Raw genomic sequence first — 17,314 nt, 5'->3', positions numbered from 1 at the left:
CCCCGATGACGACCGGGCGGCAAACGAAGCCGCTCCAATTAGAAGTTGCTGATATACAACCTCCAGAGCAAGGAAACGGGAACATGACAAAGACTTCGAATGAAATGAATATGCTACACCGTCCTGTCGGCCGTCGCACATTACTCAAAGCTTCGGCAGGATTGGCCGCCATTGCAGTTACAGGGGGGCAATTGACAGGCGCCGCACGCGCTGCGAGCGGCCTCGTTGCGCTTGTTCACACGCAAGCGGCGGGTGATGCCGGTCCCGTGGACTCGATGATCGCCAGGCTCACACAACTCTCCAAAGAGTTGGGCTTCCAATATCGCGCCGTATACGCTCAGGACCCCGCGACCTATGAGACCATTTTCCGCACTCTCGGCGATGCTGGCGCGACGGTGATTGTTTCGACCTTCAATGAGGTGGCTGAACCCTTCAAAGCGCTTGCTCCATCCTACCCCGATACCAAGTGGATTCAACTTTTCGCAGATCCTTTCGAGCCAGCAATCCCCAATGTCGTGACGGTATCCTATGATTACTATCTGGGCTGCTATCTCTCCGGCATTTTTGCTGCACGTGTGAGCAAGTCGGGCAAGCTTGGTTTCATCGGTGGCGTATCCATTCCGCCAATCAATGCCGATTATAATGCATTCAAGTCGGGTGCCCTGTCGGTGCGTCCGGATGCATCTGTCAAAATCGCTTTTGCAGGATCTTTTCAAGACCCGGCAAAGGGTCAGGAGATCGCGACACAGATGTATTCAAGTGGCATCGACTTCATCCAGACTGATGCAGCAGCAACGGATTTCGGTATCATTGCCGCAGCAAAAGAGACGGAAGGTCGTCTGGTGAGCGTCCTTGATCCCGCTCAATTCCCTCAAGGTCCCAAATCCGTAATTTCAATCGTCGGCCTCGACTTCGGAACCTCGCTCTATAACGAGGTAAAGAAGGCATTTGGCAGCGAATTTGCCGGCGGAACCCACGAGCATACCGGTTTGGGAACAGGCGTTATTGACTTCATCCCGTCGCCGCTCTTCGCCGAACAGGGACCGGCTGACATTGTTGCCAAGGCAAAGGAAGCAGAGCCTGAAATTGCAGCCGCACGAGCAGCAATTCTCAACGGATCACTGAAGGTTCCGTTCAATACAAAGCTGTGAACTTTGACTGGATCAAGCCGCGATGACAAAACTTAGCCCCCCAATATTTGAATGTCGCGACGTGACCGTTCGCTATGGCCATGTCCTCGCGCTCTCTAATGTCGGAGCCGTTTTTGAACGTGGCATGATCCACGCAGTAGTCGGCCAGAATGGCGCGGGCAAGACGACGTTTGCCCGCGTCCTGGCCGGTCTGGTTCGCCTTGCATCGGGTGAGATCAAGATCGACGGTCGCCCGCTTGCAGGCGGCAGCGTCAGGGATGCCCGGCGTTCGGGTGTTGAACTCGTCCACCAGAGCTTCGCGCTACCGCCTTCTTTCACGGTGGCCGAGGCAATGCAGTTTGGCGCGCAAGGCGGAAGATTCTTTACAAAGGCAAAACTTGAAAAGCGGTGGCAGCTCCACCTCGACGCGCTCGACGTGAAGGTGAGTGCGAGGCAGCGCATTCGCGACCTGCCGGTCGAGACCCAGCAAGGGGTTGAAATCGCAAGAGCTCTCGTTTCGGACGCAAAGCTGCTCATCCTGGATGAACCCACCGCGGTTCTTTCTCCTGAAGGTGCCGAGAAGCTTTTCGAACGAGTGAGGCGTCTCAAGGAGCGCGGGGTGACCGTGATCCTTATCTTGCACAAAATTCGAGAAGTTCTGGCAATTGCAGATACCGTCACGGTTCTGCGTGGCGGTAAGCTCGTTGATGGGCCTCTTGCCAGCAATGGGATTGATGCGAACCGGCTGGCAGAGCTTATTATCGGGCCAACTGCTGCCCGCAATCTCAATCCGGAAGCTAAAGCCGCTTTGACAGGAACAACGCTGATCCCGCATTTCGAAAGGCAAGCGGGCATCACTACGGCGCCGGTCCTCAAGATGCGTAACGTTTCCACGCGACGCGACCCCGAAGGGCCGGCGCTCGATGGAATCACGCTCGACATCCGTCCCGGAGAAATTATCGGTGTTGCGGGCATTGAGGGAAATGGACAAAGGACGCTGGTGCGCGCAATTTCGGCATTGGCTGATGTCGTCAACGGCGACATTTCCATTGACAAAACCAATGTGACCGGCGCTCCCCTCGCCGCAAGACGGGCAATCGGACTGCGCGTCATTCCCTTTGAGCGGAACGTTGAAGGGCTTAGCATGACCAGTTCCCTTTGGGAAAATTGGTCGGCACGAAGCCTTCTTCAGACACCGCTTTTGTCCACTATCAGCCCATCCGCTATTCGCAAGCAATGCGATAGCGCCCTGAGGCAATGGGATGTCCGTTATTCCGATGTAAGCCAGCGCGCAGGCTCTCTTTCAGGTGGAAACGCTCAGAAGGTAATCCTGTCACGCGAGATGGACGAAGACGCCCGTCTTGTTCTCGCAGCGCAGCCTACGCGTGGTCTGGATATCGGCGCGACCTCCTTCGTATGGGACTCGATGCGCAATGCGCGAGCCCGCGGTTGTGGTTTATTGTTCATCTCGTCGGATCTTGATGAAATCTTCGATATTTCGGACCGTATCATTGTCATGCTGTCCGGGCGCATCGTCGCCGAATTCCGCCCCCCCTATGATCTTGCCGCAGTCGGCGCAGCCATGACAGGAGTGCTGAGATGATCGATCGGCTCGTAACCGTTTTCCGTGCGCTGATCTTCATCATGCTGGGTCTTGCGCTTTGCGGCATCATCTTTCAGGCCGCTGGCTATTCTGCTCCCTTGATGTTCGAGGCTATCGCTGATGGCGCCTTCCTCAGACCAGGCGCACTGCAACAGATACTTCGCTGGGGGCTCCCGCTGTTTATCACCGCTGTGGGTGTAGCCGTCTCCTTTCGAGCAGGCTATTTCAATATCGGTGCTCAGGGCCAGTTCTACATGGGAGCCATTGCAGCCGCTTTCATGGCGGAATGGCTCAATGGCGTATCGGCACCTGTCCTTGTCACGGCCTGCTTCCTTGCGGGCATGACAGGCGGTGCACTCTGGGCACTTTGGCCAGGACTTCTGCGGCTGAAATCAGGTGCTGACGAAGTGATAACTACCCTGATGGGAAATTTTATCGCAGGTCTTGTCCTGCTCTATGTCACCGCCGGGCCTCTTAAAGATCCATCAGGAACCGGACAGCAGGCATCAAGCCGTCCACTTGCGGGTGCCTACCGGATCAGCGACTCGCTCGGACTGTCTCCAACGATCATCATCATCGCCGTTATTGTCGGCCTTGCGATGTGGTTTCTGGTTAATCGGACCGCCTTCGGGATAGTTTCCGGCCTTGCTGGTCGAAATCCGACAATGGTCGAGTGGCAAGGCGCGCGGACATGGCGCATAGGACTTGCAAGTTTTCTCCTCAGCGGTGCGCTTGCCGGTCTTGCAGGAACCATCGAATTCATGGGGCCAAATGGACGGCTGACCGGTGGTTTCCTACCCGGTCACGGCTTCACCGCGATTCTGATCGCTCTCGTTGCCAACTTCTCGGTTGTCGGCACGGCCTTCGTGGCACTTTTCTTTGGCGGGCTTGCGTCTGCCGCTCTCTACCTGCCCATCATGGCTGGCCTGCCCTCTTCGGCAATCGACATTATCAACGCAGCCATCGCTCTTTTCATCACCGCAAAATCCAGTACCGTCGACCGGATAGCGAAAATTGGAGGACGGATATGGAAGACTTCGTAATCGCCATTCTGCGCTCAGGCACTCCTTTGATTTACGTAACACTTGCCGGTGTGATTGCTCAACGAACAGGTGTCTGGCATCTGGGCCTTGAAGGTCTGATGATTGCAGGTGCCTGCACAACCATTCTTGGCATTGTGCTCACACAATCGATCTGGCTTGCCCTTCTGGGCGCAATTATCGTCTGCGTGCTTGGATCAATCCTGTTCTGGTTTGTAGTGGAAAAGCTCAAGGCCAACCAGATTATCGCGGGGTTGGGGCTGACCGGTTTGGGGCTGGGTGGCACTGCACTCGCCGTGCAATCCATATTCGGTACGCAGGCGGCTGTGAGTGCGCCATTCGGCCTGCCACGTATCGGCGCCGCGTTTGGGCCATTCGGGTCTTTGTCGATTCTTGTCCTGATAATGCCCGCAATCGTCCTGGCAATGTGGGTCATACTGCGCCGAACCCGTTTCGGCCTGCGCCTGGCTGCCGCCGGCGAGCACCCTTTCGCCGCGCGAAGTGTCGGCATCAACCCGGCTGTTATGCGCCTCGTTGCATTAATGGTTGGCGGCGTGCTTTGTGCGCTGGCGGGTGCCGAACTTGCTGCGGGAAGCCTTCAGATCTTTGCCCAGAACATGACAGCCGGACGTGGCTTCATGGGCTTTGCTGCGGTCATATTCGGGGCCGGACATCCCATCGGCGCAACTCTGGCGGCCATGTTCTTTGCCATAATCGGCGCACTCGGCATCAGGGCTCAGCTGGCTTTCGGCGATCGTGTTCCCCACGACCTGCTGCTCGCTTTGCCCTATTTGGCCACTGTTCTCGGCATCTGGCTCAGCACGCACCTGCGCGGAGGTACCAAAGCTGCTAGCGGCTTCGGTGAGCTACGCGATCAATAAACACCAGCCTCGCGTCGCTCCACTTCGGAACCGGTGCGACGGCACGACGAACAGGATACGCCCATGTCCCAGACGCTGATCAAGAATGCCACCTTGTTGACGATGTGTCCTCAGAACGGCACCAAGCCGTTCGAAGGCGACATTCTGATCGAGGATGGGCGCATCGCTGCCATCGGCCAAAATCTCGCTGCCCAACCGAGTGCCACACTTATCGACGGCCACAGCCGTCTCGTCATGCCGGGCCTCATCAATGCGCATACCCATTCCAGCGAAACGTTTTTTCGCGGCCGGTATGAAGGCATGCCGCTGGAAATCTGGTTGCTCTACGCCTACCCGTTATTGATGGGGCCTGTCATTGATGACAGGTTGCTTTATCTGCGCAGCCTTCTTCTTGCCATGGACTCGCTGCGTAATGGCGTCACAACGATTTGCGACGATTTTTTCGATCCGCCGGTACATGATCTCTCAAGACTATCAACAGTCTTCAAAGCCTATGACGATGCGGGTATTCGTGCCAATGTGTCGAGCGCGGCCATGAACGTACACACATTGGATGCCTTGCCCTTCGCCCGCGAGATCATGCCGCGCTATCTGCAGGAAAAGCTTGATTTTGGCCCGCCCATGTCAGCCGAGGCCTATATCGATTATTGCCGTTCTGCATTTGCTTCACTGCATGGCAAGGCCAGTCGGCTCAACTTCATGATCGCACCTTCGGCGCCACAGCGCTGCACTCCGGATTTGTTGCAGGCCTGCCATGCGCTGGCTGTGGAGATGGGCGTTCCGCTGCATACACATATCTTGGAAACCAAGACACAGGCCGTAACCGGACATCAAATTTACGGCAAAAGCCTGATCGGCTATATGCATGATCTCGGCGTCCTGTCGCGCAACACGACAATCGCCCATTCTGTTTGGGTGAGTGAGAGCGACATGGAAATGATGGGCGATGCCGGATGTTCAATTGCCCATAATGCTGTTTCCAACCAGAAGCTCGGTGCCGGCATTGCTCCGATCCGCCACCTGATGAACGCAGGCATAACGATTGCGCTGGGGACCGATGGCGTGTCATCGAACGACACGGCACGCATCTTCGACGTTATGCGGGTAGCTGGGCTGATTCATAGCGTTTCCGGCCCGGACTTTGACCAGTGGATTCGTGCGGACGAGATTCTGACCATGGCCACGATCGGTGGGGCACGCAGTGCCATGCTGGAGAATGTTACCGGTTCGCTCGACATTGGCAAGGCCGCTGATCTGCTGATCCTCGATCTTACCACCCTCAGCTTCACCCCGCTTAACGATATTGCCAAGCACCTGGTCTACGCAGAGAATGGTTCTTCGATTGAAACGGTTATGATAGCGGGGCGGATCGTTGTTCAGGACGGTCGCCTGCAAACGATCGACGAAGCAGCAATACTGGCCGAGATCCGTGAGCTTATCCCGGCACACCTCGCCGCGCATGCCAAACTGGAAGCCCGGAACGCGGCGCTCCACTCCACCATGGCCGAAATCCATCGGCGCGCCACGTCCACCGAAATTGGCATGAACCGCTATACCGGAGGTCCGCGCGCGTAAGCCTGTGTACCCACTCTATTATTTTCCTGCCCTGAGCATTTGTTCACGCACATCGCGATCGTCACCACGCAGCTTCCCCATGCACTGAACACGAAGACGCTGGCCATCAACATTCGTGCAATCAGCTGCGGCCAAGCAACTTAATGTGCCTCTGGCCACCGTCAGCAGGCGGATTGGCGAACTTGAGGCTCATCTGGACACACGGCTCCTAAATCGGTGCCCCAGCCTTTTATTCTCACGGAAGCTGGACGTCTGAATCTTGAAGCGAGCAAACGCATACTCGAACAAGTCGGGGAGGCGGAACGTACGGCAATGGGAGTTTTCAAAATAACAGCCCCGATCGTTTTTGGCCGGACGCACATGATTCCGATCATTGCCGAGTTCCTGAGTATTTGAGGCTACGAGTTACCGCCGTGGCCCGTTAGCTTGATGCATGCTGGCCAACAGCTCCTTAAGAACAGACGCGCCTTTTTAGACTTTGCAATTCCACGTATAGAAGCTCGATCACAAGACGAATGTATGACTTTCGAGAACAGCGCTCGTAATACTTAATCTCGTACGTCGCTGAGACAAAACATTAACAATAACCTGCTGCTCGGCGCAGCTACATAGCGAGATTTTTATCTGTTGTACTGACAGTCGCGATAATCCCGAAAGCTGCGCAAAAAGCTGGAGTGACCTTTGGCGATCGAGTTCTCTACTCTGCGGCAATCTTTCTCAGTGTTGCGAGTTCTTCGATCGCCTCGGCGTGGTCATCTTCGATTGGCTTGATCCGGAACCACACAGCGTACAGTGCTGGAAGGAAGAGGAGGATCATCACCGTCCCTGCTGCCGTTCCGCCAATCAACGTATAGGCCATCGATCCCCAGAACACCGAATGAGTTAAGGGTATGAAGGCGAGAATGGCGGCCAGTGCAGTCAGGATGACAGGGCGTGTCCGCTGCACCGTCGCTTCAATAACGGCGTGATAGTCATCAAGACCGGCCGCCTGGTTTTCCTTGATCTGTTCCGTCAGGATCAACGTGTTGCGCATGAGGATACCAGCCAATCCTATCAACCCGAGAATGGCGTTGAAGCCGAACGGCTGATTAAACATAAGCAACGTCGGCACCACTCCGGCGAGGCCAAGCGGTGCAGTCAACATCACCATCGTCATCGTCGACAGACTGCGCACCTGCAGTATAATGACGATCAACATGGCGGCAATCATAACTGGAAAGATCTTGACGAGGGCGGCATTGGCTTTCAAGGACTCCTCGATGTTGCCGCCCATTTCGATGCGGTATCCGACGGGGAGCGTTTCAATGAGTGGTTGAAGCGCCTTCATGACCTGCTGCGAAACCTCCGGTGGCTGCGTCGCCTCGTTGATATCAGACCTGATCGTAATCACCGGAGTGCGGTCGCGGCGTTTCAGGATGGGCTCCTCAAACCGGATCTCGGAGTGGCCGATCTGATCAAGGGGAACCTGACGACCATCCCTGCTCATCAGCGAAAAGTCGGAAAGCCGTGATGGATCAAGACGGTTCTCGCCTGCGCTTCGGGCAACGACCGGCACGTTGCGGATATTGTCGCGCACCTGTGTGACAGGGATGCCGCTGAGCAGCAACTGCATCTGCTGGGCTGCCTCGGAGGGTGAGAGACCGATCAGATTGAGTCGATCCTGGTCGGGAACGAACCGCAGCACCGGCGTGCGGTTGCCCCAATCCCGATTGGCCTGGCGGACATCTGGAACACTTTTCATGATAGCAAGAGCCTGCTCGGAGATTTTGTAAAGTTCATCCGGATCCGATCCCATGATCCGAAACTCGACCGGAAATGGCGTGTAGGGCCCAAAGACAAGTTGCGTCACGCGCACAGATGCCTCTGGGACAAGTCCCTCGGAAATGGCGAGGCGCAAGCGATGCTTCAAATCCTCACGCGCATGCGCATCGGGCGTCAGCACAACGATCTTGGCGAAGGCAGGATCGGGCAATTCCGGCGCCATGGCAAAGAAGAAGCGCGGCGCTCCCTGCCCTACATAGCTGGTGACGATTTTTGTTTCCGGCTGCGTTTGCAGCCAGCCTTCGACTTTCTCCACTGCGGCTGTCGTGGTCTCGATGCTTGTACCCTCGGGCATACGAACTTCGACCAGCACTTCGGGTCGATCCGATGTCGGGAAGAACTGCTGTTTCACGCCTCCCATCCCGACGACGGAGACAGCCATTGTGATGCCGACCACGGCGCAGGTCATGAATTTATGGCGAACCGCAAACTCGATGAGGGAGCGCAGGCGACGGTAGTTTGGCGTGTCATAGATTGCGTGCGGTCCGCCTTCTACAGGCTTGATGTCGGGCAGCATCTTGACGCCGAGATAGGGCGTAAAGATCACTGCTACAAACCATGAAACGATCAGCGCAAAGCCCACGACCCAGAATATGTTGCCGGCATATTCACCTGCAGTCGATCTTGCAAAGCCTACTGGCATCAGCCCGATGATTGTGACGAGTGTGCCGGAAAGCATCGGCGCTGCCGTATGGCTCCAGGCATAAGCGGCCGCCTTGATACGGTCCATGCCCTCCTCCATCTTCACCACCATCACTTCAATGGCAATGATGGCGTCGTCCACGAGGAGGCCCAGCGCAAGGATCAATGCGCCGAGCGTGATACGATCGAAGAACCGGCCGGTTTCCAGCATGATGAGAAAAACGACGGCAAGCGTCAGCGGCACGGCAAGTGCGACAACGATGCCGACGCGCCAGCCGAGGGCAAACAGGCTCACAAACAGCACGACGCCAAGCGCCATTGCGAACTTGAGCATGAATTCGCCAACCGCCTCGTCGATGTTGACGGCCTGATCGCTGACTTTGGTGAGCGTCATGCCCAGCGGCAGTGTCTGCGCGATCGCGGCGGATCGCGCTTCAAGCGCCTTGCCGAGATCAAGACCATTCCAACCCTGTTGCATCACGGCACCCAGCATGATGGCTGGCTCACCTTCATGCCGGATGATATATGTTGCCGGATCCTCATACCCGCGCCGCACATCCGCTAAATCGGAGAGCTTCAGCGTCCGACCGGCCGCTACGATCGGCGTATCGGCGATCGCCTGCACGCTGTTATAGGCTCCGTCGAACCGGATGAACACCTGCGGCCCACGCGTGTCGATGGAGCCAGCTGGCGTGACCGTATTCTGTCTTTGCAAAGCTGCGGCGATATCGGTTGCCGATATTCCAAGTGTCGCGAGCTTGGCATAGGAAAATTCGGCGAAGATCTGTTCGGGGCGCTCCCCGATGATGTTGATTTTCTTGACGCCCGGAACGTGCAGGAGATCTTGACGGATGACCTCAGCCTGTCGCACGAGGTCCCGCATCGGCATCCCCTTCGCCTTCAATGCATAAAGACCGAAACTCACATCGGAATATTCATCATTGACGAACGGGCCCATCACGCCCGGAGGCAGATTGCGGGCTTCGTCGCTGAGCTTCTTGCGCGCCTGATAGAACTCTTCTTCGACGGCGGCCGGCGGCATGCTATCCTTCAAGGTCACGGTGAGGAAGGCGTAGCCAGGCCGTGTCGTCGTCTCGACACGGTCATACCAGGTCAGTTCCTGGATGCGCTTTTCCAGTGGTTCAGCGACAAGATCCTGCATCTCGCGCGCCGTCGCGCCCGGCCAGACGGAAGTGACCGTCAGGGTCTTGATGGTAAAGGAAGGATCCTCGGCGCGTCCCAGCTTGACAAAGGCGTACGCCCCCGCCGCAGCCAATAGCACGATAAAGAATAAGGTGACGGCACGTTCGCGAACGGCAAGAGCTGACAGGTTGAAGCTCATTATTTTGTCACCTCTTGCTGCGGGGCAATCCTGACGGCTGCGCCATTTTCCAGGAGATGCGCGCCAAGAGCGACAACCCTCTGGCCAATGTTGACACCGGTGATAAATGCCATCTCCTCGCTGATCCGTTTGATTTCGACTGGTGTAAACGTCACCGTGAGGGTGGCACCGTTGACGACCCAAACACCCGTCCGCCCACCGTTGTCCAGGATCGAACCTACCGGAACTGCGACCTCCGACTGCCTGTGCGCGTCCAGGATTTTAATCGTCACCGTCGAGCCGAGCGGGGCAGAGGCGGCGGCGCCATCGAGGACGTAACGCGCCTCGTAGGTACGGGTCTGCGGATCGGCAGCATCGGAGATCTGTCGCAAGCGCGCCTTTCCGCTGATACCGTCGGCTCCATAGACACTGGCCTCGGCTTGGGATCCTATGTCGGGCCGCAGCGTCTCAGGTAGCCAGACAACGGCTTCACGCGGGCCAGCCTGCGCGAGTTGAATAACCGTCTGGCCCGCGGCCACGACCTGTCCTGGATCTCCAAGCGTCTCAACAACTGTTCCATCTGCATCTGCAAGTAGAACGCTATAGGTGGCTGCATTTTCTGCGACACTGGCGTCAGCTTCAGCGGCCGCAAGCTGCGCCGAGGCCGTGTCGAGCGCTGCTTTCGCTTGTTCATAACGTTGTGGGGTGGCAGCCAGTCCATTTTTCACCAACGCCGCATAGCGTTTCTCATCTGCCTGTACTTGGATCAGGACAGCCCGCGCCGCGATGACCGTATTGCGCTTGGCCGTAAGGGCGAGTTGGAGATCTGTTTCATCTATGCGCATCAGAGCCTGACCTGTCCGAACCTGCTGACCCACATCAACCATCCGCTGGACGATCTTGCCCGGCACCCGGAAACCGAGATTGCTCTGCACCCGTGACGCGATGGTGCCGGTAAACGACCGCTCTGCCGATGCAGTCTTCTTCGCCTCTGTCACCCTTACGAGCGGTGCAACCGTCCTCGGATCCGCGGCTTCGGCTTTCCGTTCAGTGGTTTCGGACATTAAGATAAAAGCAGCGACCGCCACCGTTCCCAGAAGACCTACAAATGTCAGGACATATTTGCGTTTCATTTTACATTCTCAGTTTGGCCAGCGTTCGGCGATTTGGATTGCGATCTAAATCTAAACATGATATAGATGTCAAACGAAATCTAATTGGAGGCAGATATGAGAGTGAGCCGCGCACAGGCAGAGGAAAACCGAGAAACGGTGATCAACGTTGCCAGCCGCCTCTTTCGAGAGCGTGGCTTTGATGGAATCGGCTTGAAGGATCTGATGAAGGGCGCCGGTCTGACGCAAGGTGGATTCTATAAGCAATTCTCGTCCAAGGAACACCTTGCTGCTCTGGCATCCAGCCGCGCCATGGAAAGTGCGACGCGCAGATGGTCGACAGCTGCCGCGACAAGCTCCGATCCCCTGGAGGCGGTGATGTCGTTCTATCTTTCAATGGGGCATCGCGGGGAAATGGCAGATGGCTGCCCATTGGTGGCGCTGGGATCTGATGCGGTGCGCCAGAGTGACGAAGTGAGACACCCATTTGAAGAGGGAGTAGCGGCTCACTTTGAGGTGCTGGATGAACTGATGAACGAAGCCAAGAGCTCCAACCCCAGCGCCAAGGCGATGACAATACTTTCGCTTATGGTTGGTGCCGTCACGCTTTCCCGTATCATGGGGGACAAGAGTTTGGCAGAAGGTATTCTTGATGCAGCGGCTGAGGAAGTCAGGCGCATTGCGCACCGTGAAGATGTCGTCTGACAGATGCCGCTGGCTTGTTAAGCTCGCCATTGATAAGATTCAAACCAGCAAACAGCACTATCGCTCATCAATGCTTTCGGAGCCCTTGACCACTCCAGTGGATTGATCGAGGTGGTTTCGCCGGAAATATCATTCAAGATCGGTAGATGCGATAGCGATACACGTCGCGAATGTGCTGGTTGAAGAAACGTCCTTTGGAAAAGGCATGGCGAAAATCGTCATATATTCCAGGCGGCACATCCATATAGTCGTACCGATTTCTGCTTGTCACAAACCATATTGACAATATCCGTGCCGCTTCATCATAGCTGGTATTTCGGATCAACGTAGAAGGCATTTTATCCCTCACCAACCTCCACTACCGGAGCTCTCTGACGGCCCGAACCATAACCTGTCGGTAGGGAAATGGTTCCCGCATCCGAGCCTGTAAAGCCGGTCGCGATGCAGCGACGGAACAAAGACGGCTGTCACATGCTGAAGCCACAACAATTGCGGCCTATTGCGCAACCGATGTTGCGGGGCACAGGAAAAAGTCTGCCATTCACGTCCGACTGGTTGGGCGTCTCGGCAACGGAGCTTCAACGATTCTACAATTGCTGAGACCGATTGAAGATGACGAGGATCGACAGATCGCCCAGCTAGTCGCGGGGCAACCGTCGATGTCCCCATCACCCCAGGAAGGATTTAATGGCCGCCTTTGGTTGTCGGGACGGGGGTATTGAGCAACTGCTGCTCCCACAGATAGGCAATGCCGCTGCCGGCCATGTGCGAGATGAGCACTTCGGTCAGCTCTTCGACGTGCTCGGTGCGAGCCCAGTCACGCTGCCACTCGCCAGCAAGAGCCATCCAAGTCATCATGTTAACGCCTGCCGCAATCATCCGCTGGATGGCGACCTGATGAGATTCGGTTGAGCTTCCGCCCGATGCGTCAGTGATTACAGTCACATCCCAGCCTTCGCCAGCTGCCTGAATCGCTGGCATCGCTACGCAAACTTCGGTCCACAGACCTGCGATGATTAGTTGCTTGCGACCGGTCGCCTTCACCAGGTCCACCACCTTCTTGTCCTCCCACGTATTCACCCAGGTCCGGTCGATTACTTCCTGCCCTGGGAAAACGTCTGTGATTTGCTTGAAGAGCTTGCCGCCGCGGTCCGCAATCACGCTGGTGAGGATGGTCGGAACATTGAAGGCTTTTGCCAGCTTTGCTAGCGCAGTCGTGTTGTTGACGACGGCCTGAGGATCATGGCTATTGAGGTTAGTTAGCTGGTAAGGCTGATGATCAATCAGAACGAGGACGGAATCTTCGGGACGAAGGAGAGAATTGAGGCCGTTACGAAAGGTCATTGAATATAGATCCTATATTGGCGGTTCGTTAAGAGATGTTGCGAGGATACCCTCATCGGAGAGCCATCCGCAGCCAACTTGTCATTGTCTTCTGCGAGCCGGTAGACCTAAATCGTGTGACGCTGTGTTGCAGGAAAAGGAACGCGATGTGCAACTTGAGGATCTGAGAATATTCATCGAGGTCGCTGATGCCGGCGGGATATCGTCAGCGGCGCTGCGGCTGGGCATTTCCAAGTCGATGGTCAGCCGGAGAATCACCCAGCTCGAGGCGGAACTTGGCGCACAGTTACTTGCGAGGACGACCCGTGGTATAGCGCTGACAGAAGCAGGTGTTACATTCAGGGAGCATGCAGCCCGGATTTCCACCGAACTGGATGTCGCAAAGGAAACGATGTTGCCGGCCGGTGAGCTTCGAGGCCGCCTGCGCATAGCCGTACCACTGTCATTTGGTCCAACGCATTTTGCTCCTGTCCTTTCGCAGATGGCGCGCCGACACCCCCAACTGCATATCAGTTCTTCCTATACTGATCGCTTCGTAGATCTCGTTGGAGAAGGTTTTGACTGCGCAATCCGTGTAGGCCACCTTCAGGATTCCAACCTCGTCGCAAGACGTGTGGGACCACTCTTTGGCAAACTTGTCGCAAGTCCTGCCTACGTCGAGGCTCACGGCGCTCCCGTAACACCGGATGAGATTGTGAATCACCAGGTGGTCATGCGGGAAGCTGAAACGTGGCAATTTATGGATGGCGACAAGATTGTCCTGGTGCGCCCCCAAGGGCGTTTCGTAGCTGACAACGGAGTATCGCTCGTGGCGGCCGCTTTGGAGGGGATAGGGGTCGCCTATCTACCCGAACCGCTCGTCGCCGATCATATCTCGTCGGGCGCATTGGTGCCAATCATGACAGGTTATCCGGTTCCACCCGCCGCCATCTTCGTCGTGAGACCGCCCGGTCGGTATCCCACGAGAAAAGTGAGAATCCTCACCGAGATGCTTATCGAATGTTTTGGAAACCTGGCCGAGGGCGAGGAGAGCATCGGTAAAGGAGATGCTTGATTGGGCCATGAGCAGCATCCCCGTGATTGCAGTCGGTCGCCGGCTGTAATCACCCGGCACCGCTTGACCGGCTTGATGGCCTTCGTGCGTACGGTCGATCTCGGCAGTTTCGTCGCCTCTGGACGAGTCCTGGGCCTGTCTCCATCTGCTGTCGGAAAGGCCGTGACGAGACTCGAAAGCCAGCTGGGCGTGGGCTCTTTCAGCGTTCGACCCGCAGCCTGCGACTGACAGAGGAAGGCCGCGTGTTTCACGAACGATGCCGCCACATTCTTGACGATCTTGACGATGCCCAGAAGACTCTACTTCGAACGGGGAAACGCCGCGCGGACGTGTCAAGGTCAGTGCACCTGTCGTCGCTTACCACCTGCTCTTGCCGGTGCTTGGGGAATTCCTGTCACTCTATCCGGAAATCGAACTTGACCTGGATTTCACTGACCGCATCGTCGATCTTATCGATGAAGGCGTTGATGTCGCCATCGGCAACGGGCAGCTGCCCGACAGCCGCATCATGGTCCGCACGCTTCGGCCCTTCCAGCTGCTGCTGTGTGCATCTCCCGCCTATCTGGGGAAACGGGGAATGCCAACTTGCCCGCCTGACCTGTCGAGTCATGTCGGAATCGGCTTCCGCTATCCCAATAGCGGCAAGATTAGGACTGGCCCCTGATACGTTCGGCGGGAGAGCCTGAGGTCAGGGTCCTTCACGTCCTGACATACAACTATATGGAGGCGTTGCACGGTGCCGTCCTGCGCAGGCTCGGCATCGGCTGCATGCCGGATTTCCTGGTGACTAACTCACTCCGGACCGGGGAACTTATGTCGCTGCTGGTCGATCACCTCGATGCACCCGGCCAGTTCAATCTGATCTGGCCTTCAAGCCGGCACCTTTCACCCAAAGTGTGGGTCTTCGTTGATTTTATCAGCGAGAAACTGTTTTCCACCCAATGTCAGTTGCCCCCACGGATTAATGAAGGCTCTTGATTTGAGTTGAACGCATGACCTACAGATTACTACTGCGTTCAACCAGGGAAGTTATGAGTTTTCCTTTAAAAATGCCGACAATAGAATAATTTTCACCAATTTCGATTGTAGTGTTGATCTCTCCAATCTCGTTTTGATCGTAGTGGCAGCACTTGATCGAGTTCCGGAAGGCGAATCAGAAAAGAGCGCAATCCGCTCTGAGTTTGAAGATCATTCAGGGTTCTCACTAAACGACCGAGAATCGTCTAATGATGGTGCGCCCGAGAAGCTCTTGCGCTTCCATTCAGCTGTTGCAACAAAGTCTGACTATATGAACGTCTTGGGATAGGTACCCTGAGCTGGGGAGTTTTATCCTTTAACACCAGACGAGATCATAACTGCCTCGGTAACTTTTCTTTGAAAGATCAGATAGGCAACAGCGACAGGCATTGCTCCGAGAAGCGCAACCGACATCAACCTTGCATAGAACACCCCAAACGCGTCCTTGACCTGGGTTATTCCGACAGGGATCGTCATCATGTCCTCGGTCGTCACGGCAAGGAAGGGCCAAAGAAACTGATTCCAGGCCATGATAAAGGTGATGATGGCCAATGCTGTCGTGATGCCCCAATTTAATGGCAGGTATATCTTGAACAGCAGCGTATAGTCACCGCCGCCGTCGAGCACCACGGCCTCGCGCAGTTCCTTAGGCACGGCGTCGAAAAACTGTTTGTAGACGATAATGACGACCGGAACGATCAGCTGCGGTAGAATGATACCCGCCCATGTATTGATGAGCCCCATATCGTTGATCAGGATAAACTGGGTCACGACCAGAGCCTGCGAGGGCACCATGAAACTCGCAAGTACTACGCTATAAAGTATGCGTCTGCCGGGAAAACGCATCTGTGAAATGGCATAGGCGCACATCATGCCGGATACGATCACTACTACCGTGATGATGACGGCAGTACCGATTGAGTTTATGTACCAACTGACGAGGTTGGTATTCCAGAGGATATCAGCATACGAGGCCAGATTGATTTCGTCCGGGACGACACCGGCTCCATCCGACACCACGCGCTCCTCTGAGCGAAGCGAGGTTATGAAGGCCCAATAAAGCGGGAAAATCCACAATGCCGCAGCGAGAAAAGTGCAGACCGTCAAAACCCAGCCTTCGATTTTCCGGACCGATTTCATCGACGTCCTCCTGCACGAAAGAGTTGGAACTGGAGAACCGAGAGCATTGCAATAATAATGAACAGGACAAGCGCTATCGCTGATGCATAGCCGCCGTGATTTAGTTGGAACGCCTCGCGGTAAACCATCAAGAGCAGCACGTAGGACGAATTGAATGGTCCTCCGCTGCTGAGCAGATAAACCTGATCAAAGATCTTCAACTGCAATATCAGCTGAAGGGTCAATACCAAGCCAGTGACAGGCCAGAGAAGAGGCCAAGTCACTCTTGTGAACAACTGCCGACGTGTTGCGCCGTCGAGTTGTGCGGCTTCATAATAGTCTTTCGAGATATTACGCAGACCAGCAATGAACAGCAGTACATTGAACCCATTGGTCCACCAAATCGTCACGGCAGCGACAGTCGGCATGACCCAATAAGGGTTTTTGAAAACGGGAACAGGCTTTCCCGTGAAAAACTCTATTACCGGCTGCAGCACACCGAACTGAAAGTCCAGCATCCATGTCCATATCTGCGTCACGACAGACACCGGCAGTATGTAAGGCAGAAAGAAAATTGCGAGAGCCAACGCCTGCAAAGAGCCACGCAGGCGTGTAATCATCAATGCAAAGCCCAGCGCCAGAGCCGTGGTAGGCACGACCGTCAAAAGCACGAAGTATCCGTTGTTTTTCAACGACGTTAGAAACAACTTGTCGGACAAAAGCCGTGTGAAGTTATCAAATCCTATCCATTCTCCTGAACCGATGAGGGGAGAATTGGTGAAGCTCAATTGCACGAGCCGGATCGTCGGATAAAGAAAGACTACCACGAACGTCAGTACGAATGGTGCAACGAGCGAAGCGGCTACAACCATCTCCTTGCGCCGGTTTGTCAGCATGGCCACGTCAGCAACCTCCCAGAATCATTGTTGACCGCGCCCTAACACGCGGTC

General features: G+C 55.7%; 17 protein-coding genes. 11 read left to right on the top strand and 6 right to left on the bottom strand.

Going from position 1 to position 17,314, the window contains the following annotated elements:
• Positions 1 to 83 precede the first annotated feature (83 nt).
• The 6 genes from QFZ34_RS02935 (at position 84) to QFZ34_RS02910 (ending at position 6,485) form a co-directional block, all read left to right on the top strand.
• Positions 84 to 1,151: a BMP family ABC transporter substrate-binding protein gene (locus QFZ34_RS02935; protein WP_307276722.1), complete on the top strand. Its 1,068-nt coding sequence runs from the start codon at positions 84 to 86 to the stop codon at positions 1,149 to 1,151.
• 22 nt (positions 1,152 to 1,173) lie between these two features.
• Positions 1,174 to 2,733, top strand: coding sequence for an ABC transporter ATP-binding protein (locus QFZ34_RS02930; RefSeq protein WP_307276719.1), 1,560 nt, complete (start codon positions 1,174 to 1,176; stop codon positions 2,731 to 2,733).
• Positions 2,730 to 3,776 (top strand): ABC transporter permease, encoded by a 1,047-nt coding sequence (locus QFZ34_RS02925; RefSeq protein WP_307276715.1) that lies wholly within the window; start codon positions 2,730 to 2,732, stop codon positions 3,774 to 3,776. Before QFZ34_RS02930 ends, QFZ34_RS02925 begins: the two co-directional genes overlap by 4 nt.
• Positions 3,761 to 4,654: an ABC transporter permease gene (locus QFZ34_RS02920; protein ID WP_307276711.1), complete on the top strand. Its 894-nt coding sequence runs from the start codon at positions 3,761 to 3,763 to the stop codon at positions 4,652 to 4,654. Before QFZ34_RS02925 ends, QFZ34_RS02920 begins: the two co-directional genes overlap by 16 nt.
• 63 nt (positions 4,655 to 4,717) lie before the next feature.
• Positions 4,718 to 6,229 carry an amidohydrolase family protein gene (locus QFZ34_RS02915; RefSeq protein WP_307276708.1) on the top strand — a complete coding sequence of 504 codons (1,512 nt, stop codon included), beginning with the start codon at positions 4,718 to 4,720 and terminating at the stop codon, positions 6,227 to 6,229.
• A 115-nt stretch (positions 6,230 to 6,344) separates the two neighbouring features.
• Positions 6,345 to 6,485 carry a helix-turn-helix domain-containing protein gene (locus QFZ34_RS02910; RefSeq protein ID WP_307276705.1) on the top strand — a complete coding sequence of 47 codons (141 nt, stop codon included), beginning with the start codon at positions 6,345 to 6,347 and terminating at the stop codon, positions 6,483 to 6,485.
• Positions 6,486 to 6,926: 441 nt separating this feature from the next.
• On the opposite strand, the gene QFZ34_RS02905 is transcribed toward QFZ34_RS02910, so the two are convergent.
• Positions 6,927 to 10,034 carry an efflux RND transporter permease subunit gene (locus tag QFZ34_RS02905; protein ID WP_307276702.1) on the bottom strand — a complete coding sequence of 1,036 codons (3,108 nt, stop codon included), beginning with the start codon at positions 10,032 to 10,034 and terminating at the stop codon, positions 6,927 to 6,929.
• On the bottom strand, positions 10,034 to 11,146 hold the full coding sequence (locus tag QFZ34_RS02900; RefSeq protein ID WP_307276699.1) for an efflux RND transporter periplasmic adaptor subunit: 1,113 nt from the start codon (positions 11,144 to 11,146) through the stop codon (positions 10,034 to 10,036). Before QFZ34_RS02900 ends, QFZ34_RS02905 begins: the two co-directional genes overlap by 1 nt.
• A gap of 96 nt (positions 11,147 to 11,242) precedes the next feature.
• Here QFZ34_RS02900 and QFZ34_RS02895 point away from each other — a divergent pair, with 96 nt between their 5' ends.
• The gene (locus QFZ34_RS02895) at positions 11,243 to 11,830 is read left to right on the top strand and encodes a TetR/AcrR family transcriptional regulator (protein ID WP_307276696.1); all 588 of its coding nucleotides are present in this window, start codon (positions 11,243 to 11,245) and stop codon (positions 11,828 to 11,830) included.
• Positions 11,831 to 11,963: 133 nt separating this feature from the next.
• Here QFZ34_RS02895 and QFZ34_RS02890 read toward each other — a convergent pair whose 3' ends face one another.
• Together QFZ34_RS02890 and QFZ34_RS02885 are read right to left on the bottom strand one after the other, a co-directional pair.
• Positions 11,964 to 12,167 (bottom strand): KTSC domain-containing protein, encoded by a 204-nt coding sequence (locus QFZ34_RS02890; RefSeq protein ID WP_307276693.1) that lies wholly within the window; start codon positions 12,165 to 12,167, stop codon positions 11,964 to 11,966.
• A 347-nt stretch (positions 12,168 to 12,514) separates the two neighbouring features.
• Positions 12,515 to 13,174, bottom strand: a complete 660-nt coding sequence (locus QFZ34_RS02885; RefSeq protein WP_115055651.1) for a hydrolase — start codon at positions 13,172 to 13,174, stop codon at positions 12,515 to 12,517.
• A gap of 148 nt (positions 13,175 to 13,322) precedes the next feature.
• On the opposite strand from QFZ34_RS02885, the gene QFZ34_RS02880 reads away from it, so the two are divergent.
• The 4 genes from QFZ34_RS02880 to QFZ34_RS02865 all read left to right on the top strand — a co-directional run bounded on the left by QFZ34_RS02880 (position 13,323) and on the right by QFZ34_RS02865 (position 15,206).
• A complete protein-coding gene (locus QFZ34_RS02880; RefSeq protein ID WP_307276686.1) occupies positions 13,323 to 14,228 on the top strand; it encodes a LysR family transcriptional regulator in 906 nt (301 codons plus the stop codon).
• A 75-nt stretch (positions 14,229 to 14,303) separates the two neighbouring features.
• Entirely contained in the window at positions 14,304 to 14,456 is a 153-nt protein-coding gene (locus QFZ34_RS02875; protein WP_307276683.1) for a helix-turn-helix domain-containing protein, read from the top strand.
• Between the two features lie 142 nt (positions 14,457 to 14,598).
• Entirely contained in the window at positions 14,599 to 14,892 is a 294-nt protein-coding gene (locus QFZ34_RS02870) for a LysR substrate-binding domain-containing protein (protein WP_307276679.1), read from the top strand.
• Positions 14,889 to 15,206, top strand: coding sequence for a LysR substrate-binding domain-containing protein (locus tag QFZ34_RS02865; protein WP_337353497.1), 318 nt, complete (start codon positions 14,889 to 14,891; stop codon positions 15,204 to 15,206). Before QFZ34_RS02870 ends, QFZ34_RS02865 begins: the two co-directional genes overlap by 4 nt.
• Before the next feature lie 348 nt (positions 15,207 to 15,554).
• Here QFZ34_RS02865 and QFZ34_RS02860 read toward each other — a convergent pair whose 3' ends face one another.
• On the bottom strand, positions 15,555 to 16,385 hold the full coding sequence (locus QFZ34_RS02860; protein WP_307276673.1) for a carbohydrate ABC transporter permease: 831 nt from the start codon (positions 16,383 to 16,385) through the stop codon (positions 15,555 to 15,557).
• Entirely contained in the window at positions 16,382 to 17,260 is an 879-nt protein-coding gene (locus tag QFZ34_RS02855; protein ID WP_307278857.1) for a carbohydrate ABC transporter permease, read from the bottom strand. Before QFZ34_RS02855 ends, QFZ34_RS02860 begins: the two co-directional genes overlap by 4 nt.
• Positions 17,261 to 17,314: the final 54 nt, after the last annotated feature.

The sequence above is a fragment of the Phyllobacterium ifriqiyense genome (assembly GCF_030817885.1).
GTDB lineage: Bacteria > Pseudomonadota > Alphaproteobacteria > Rhizobiales > Rhizobiaceae > Phyllobacterium > Phyllobacterium ifriqiyense.
Note: the sequence above shows the minus strand (reverse complement) of the source record. Positions and strands in the feature narration are given on the sequence as shown.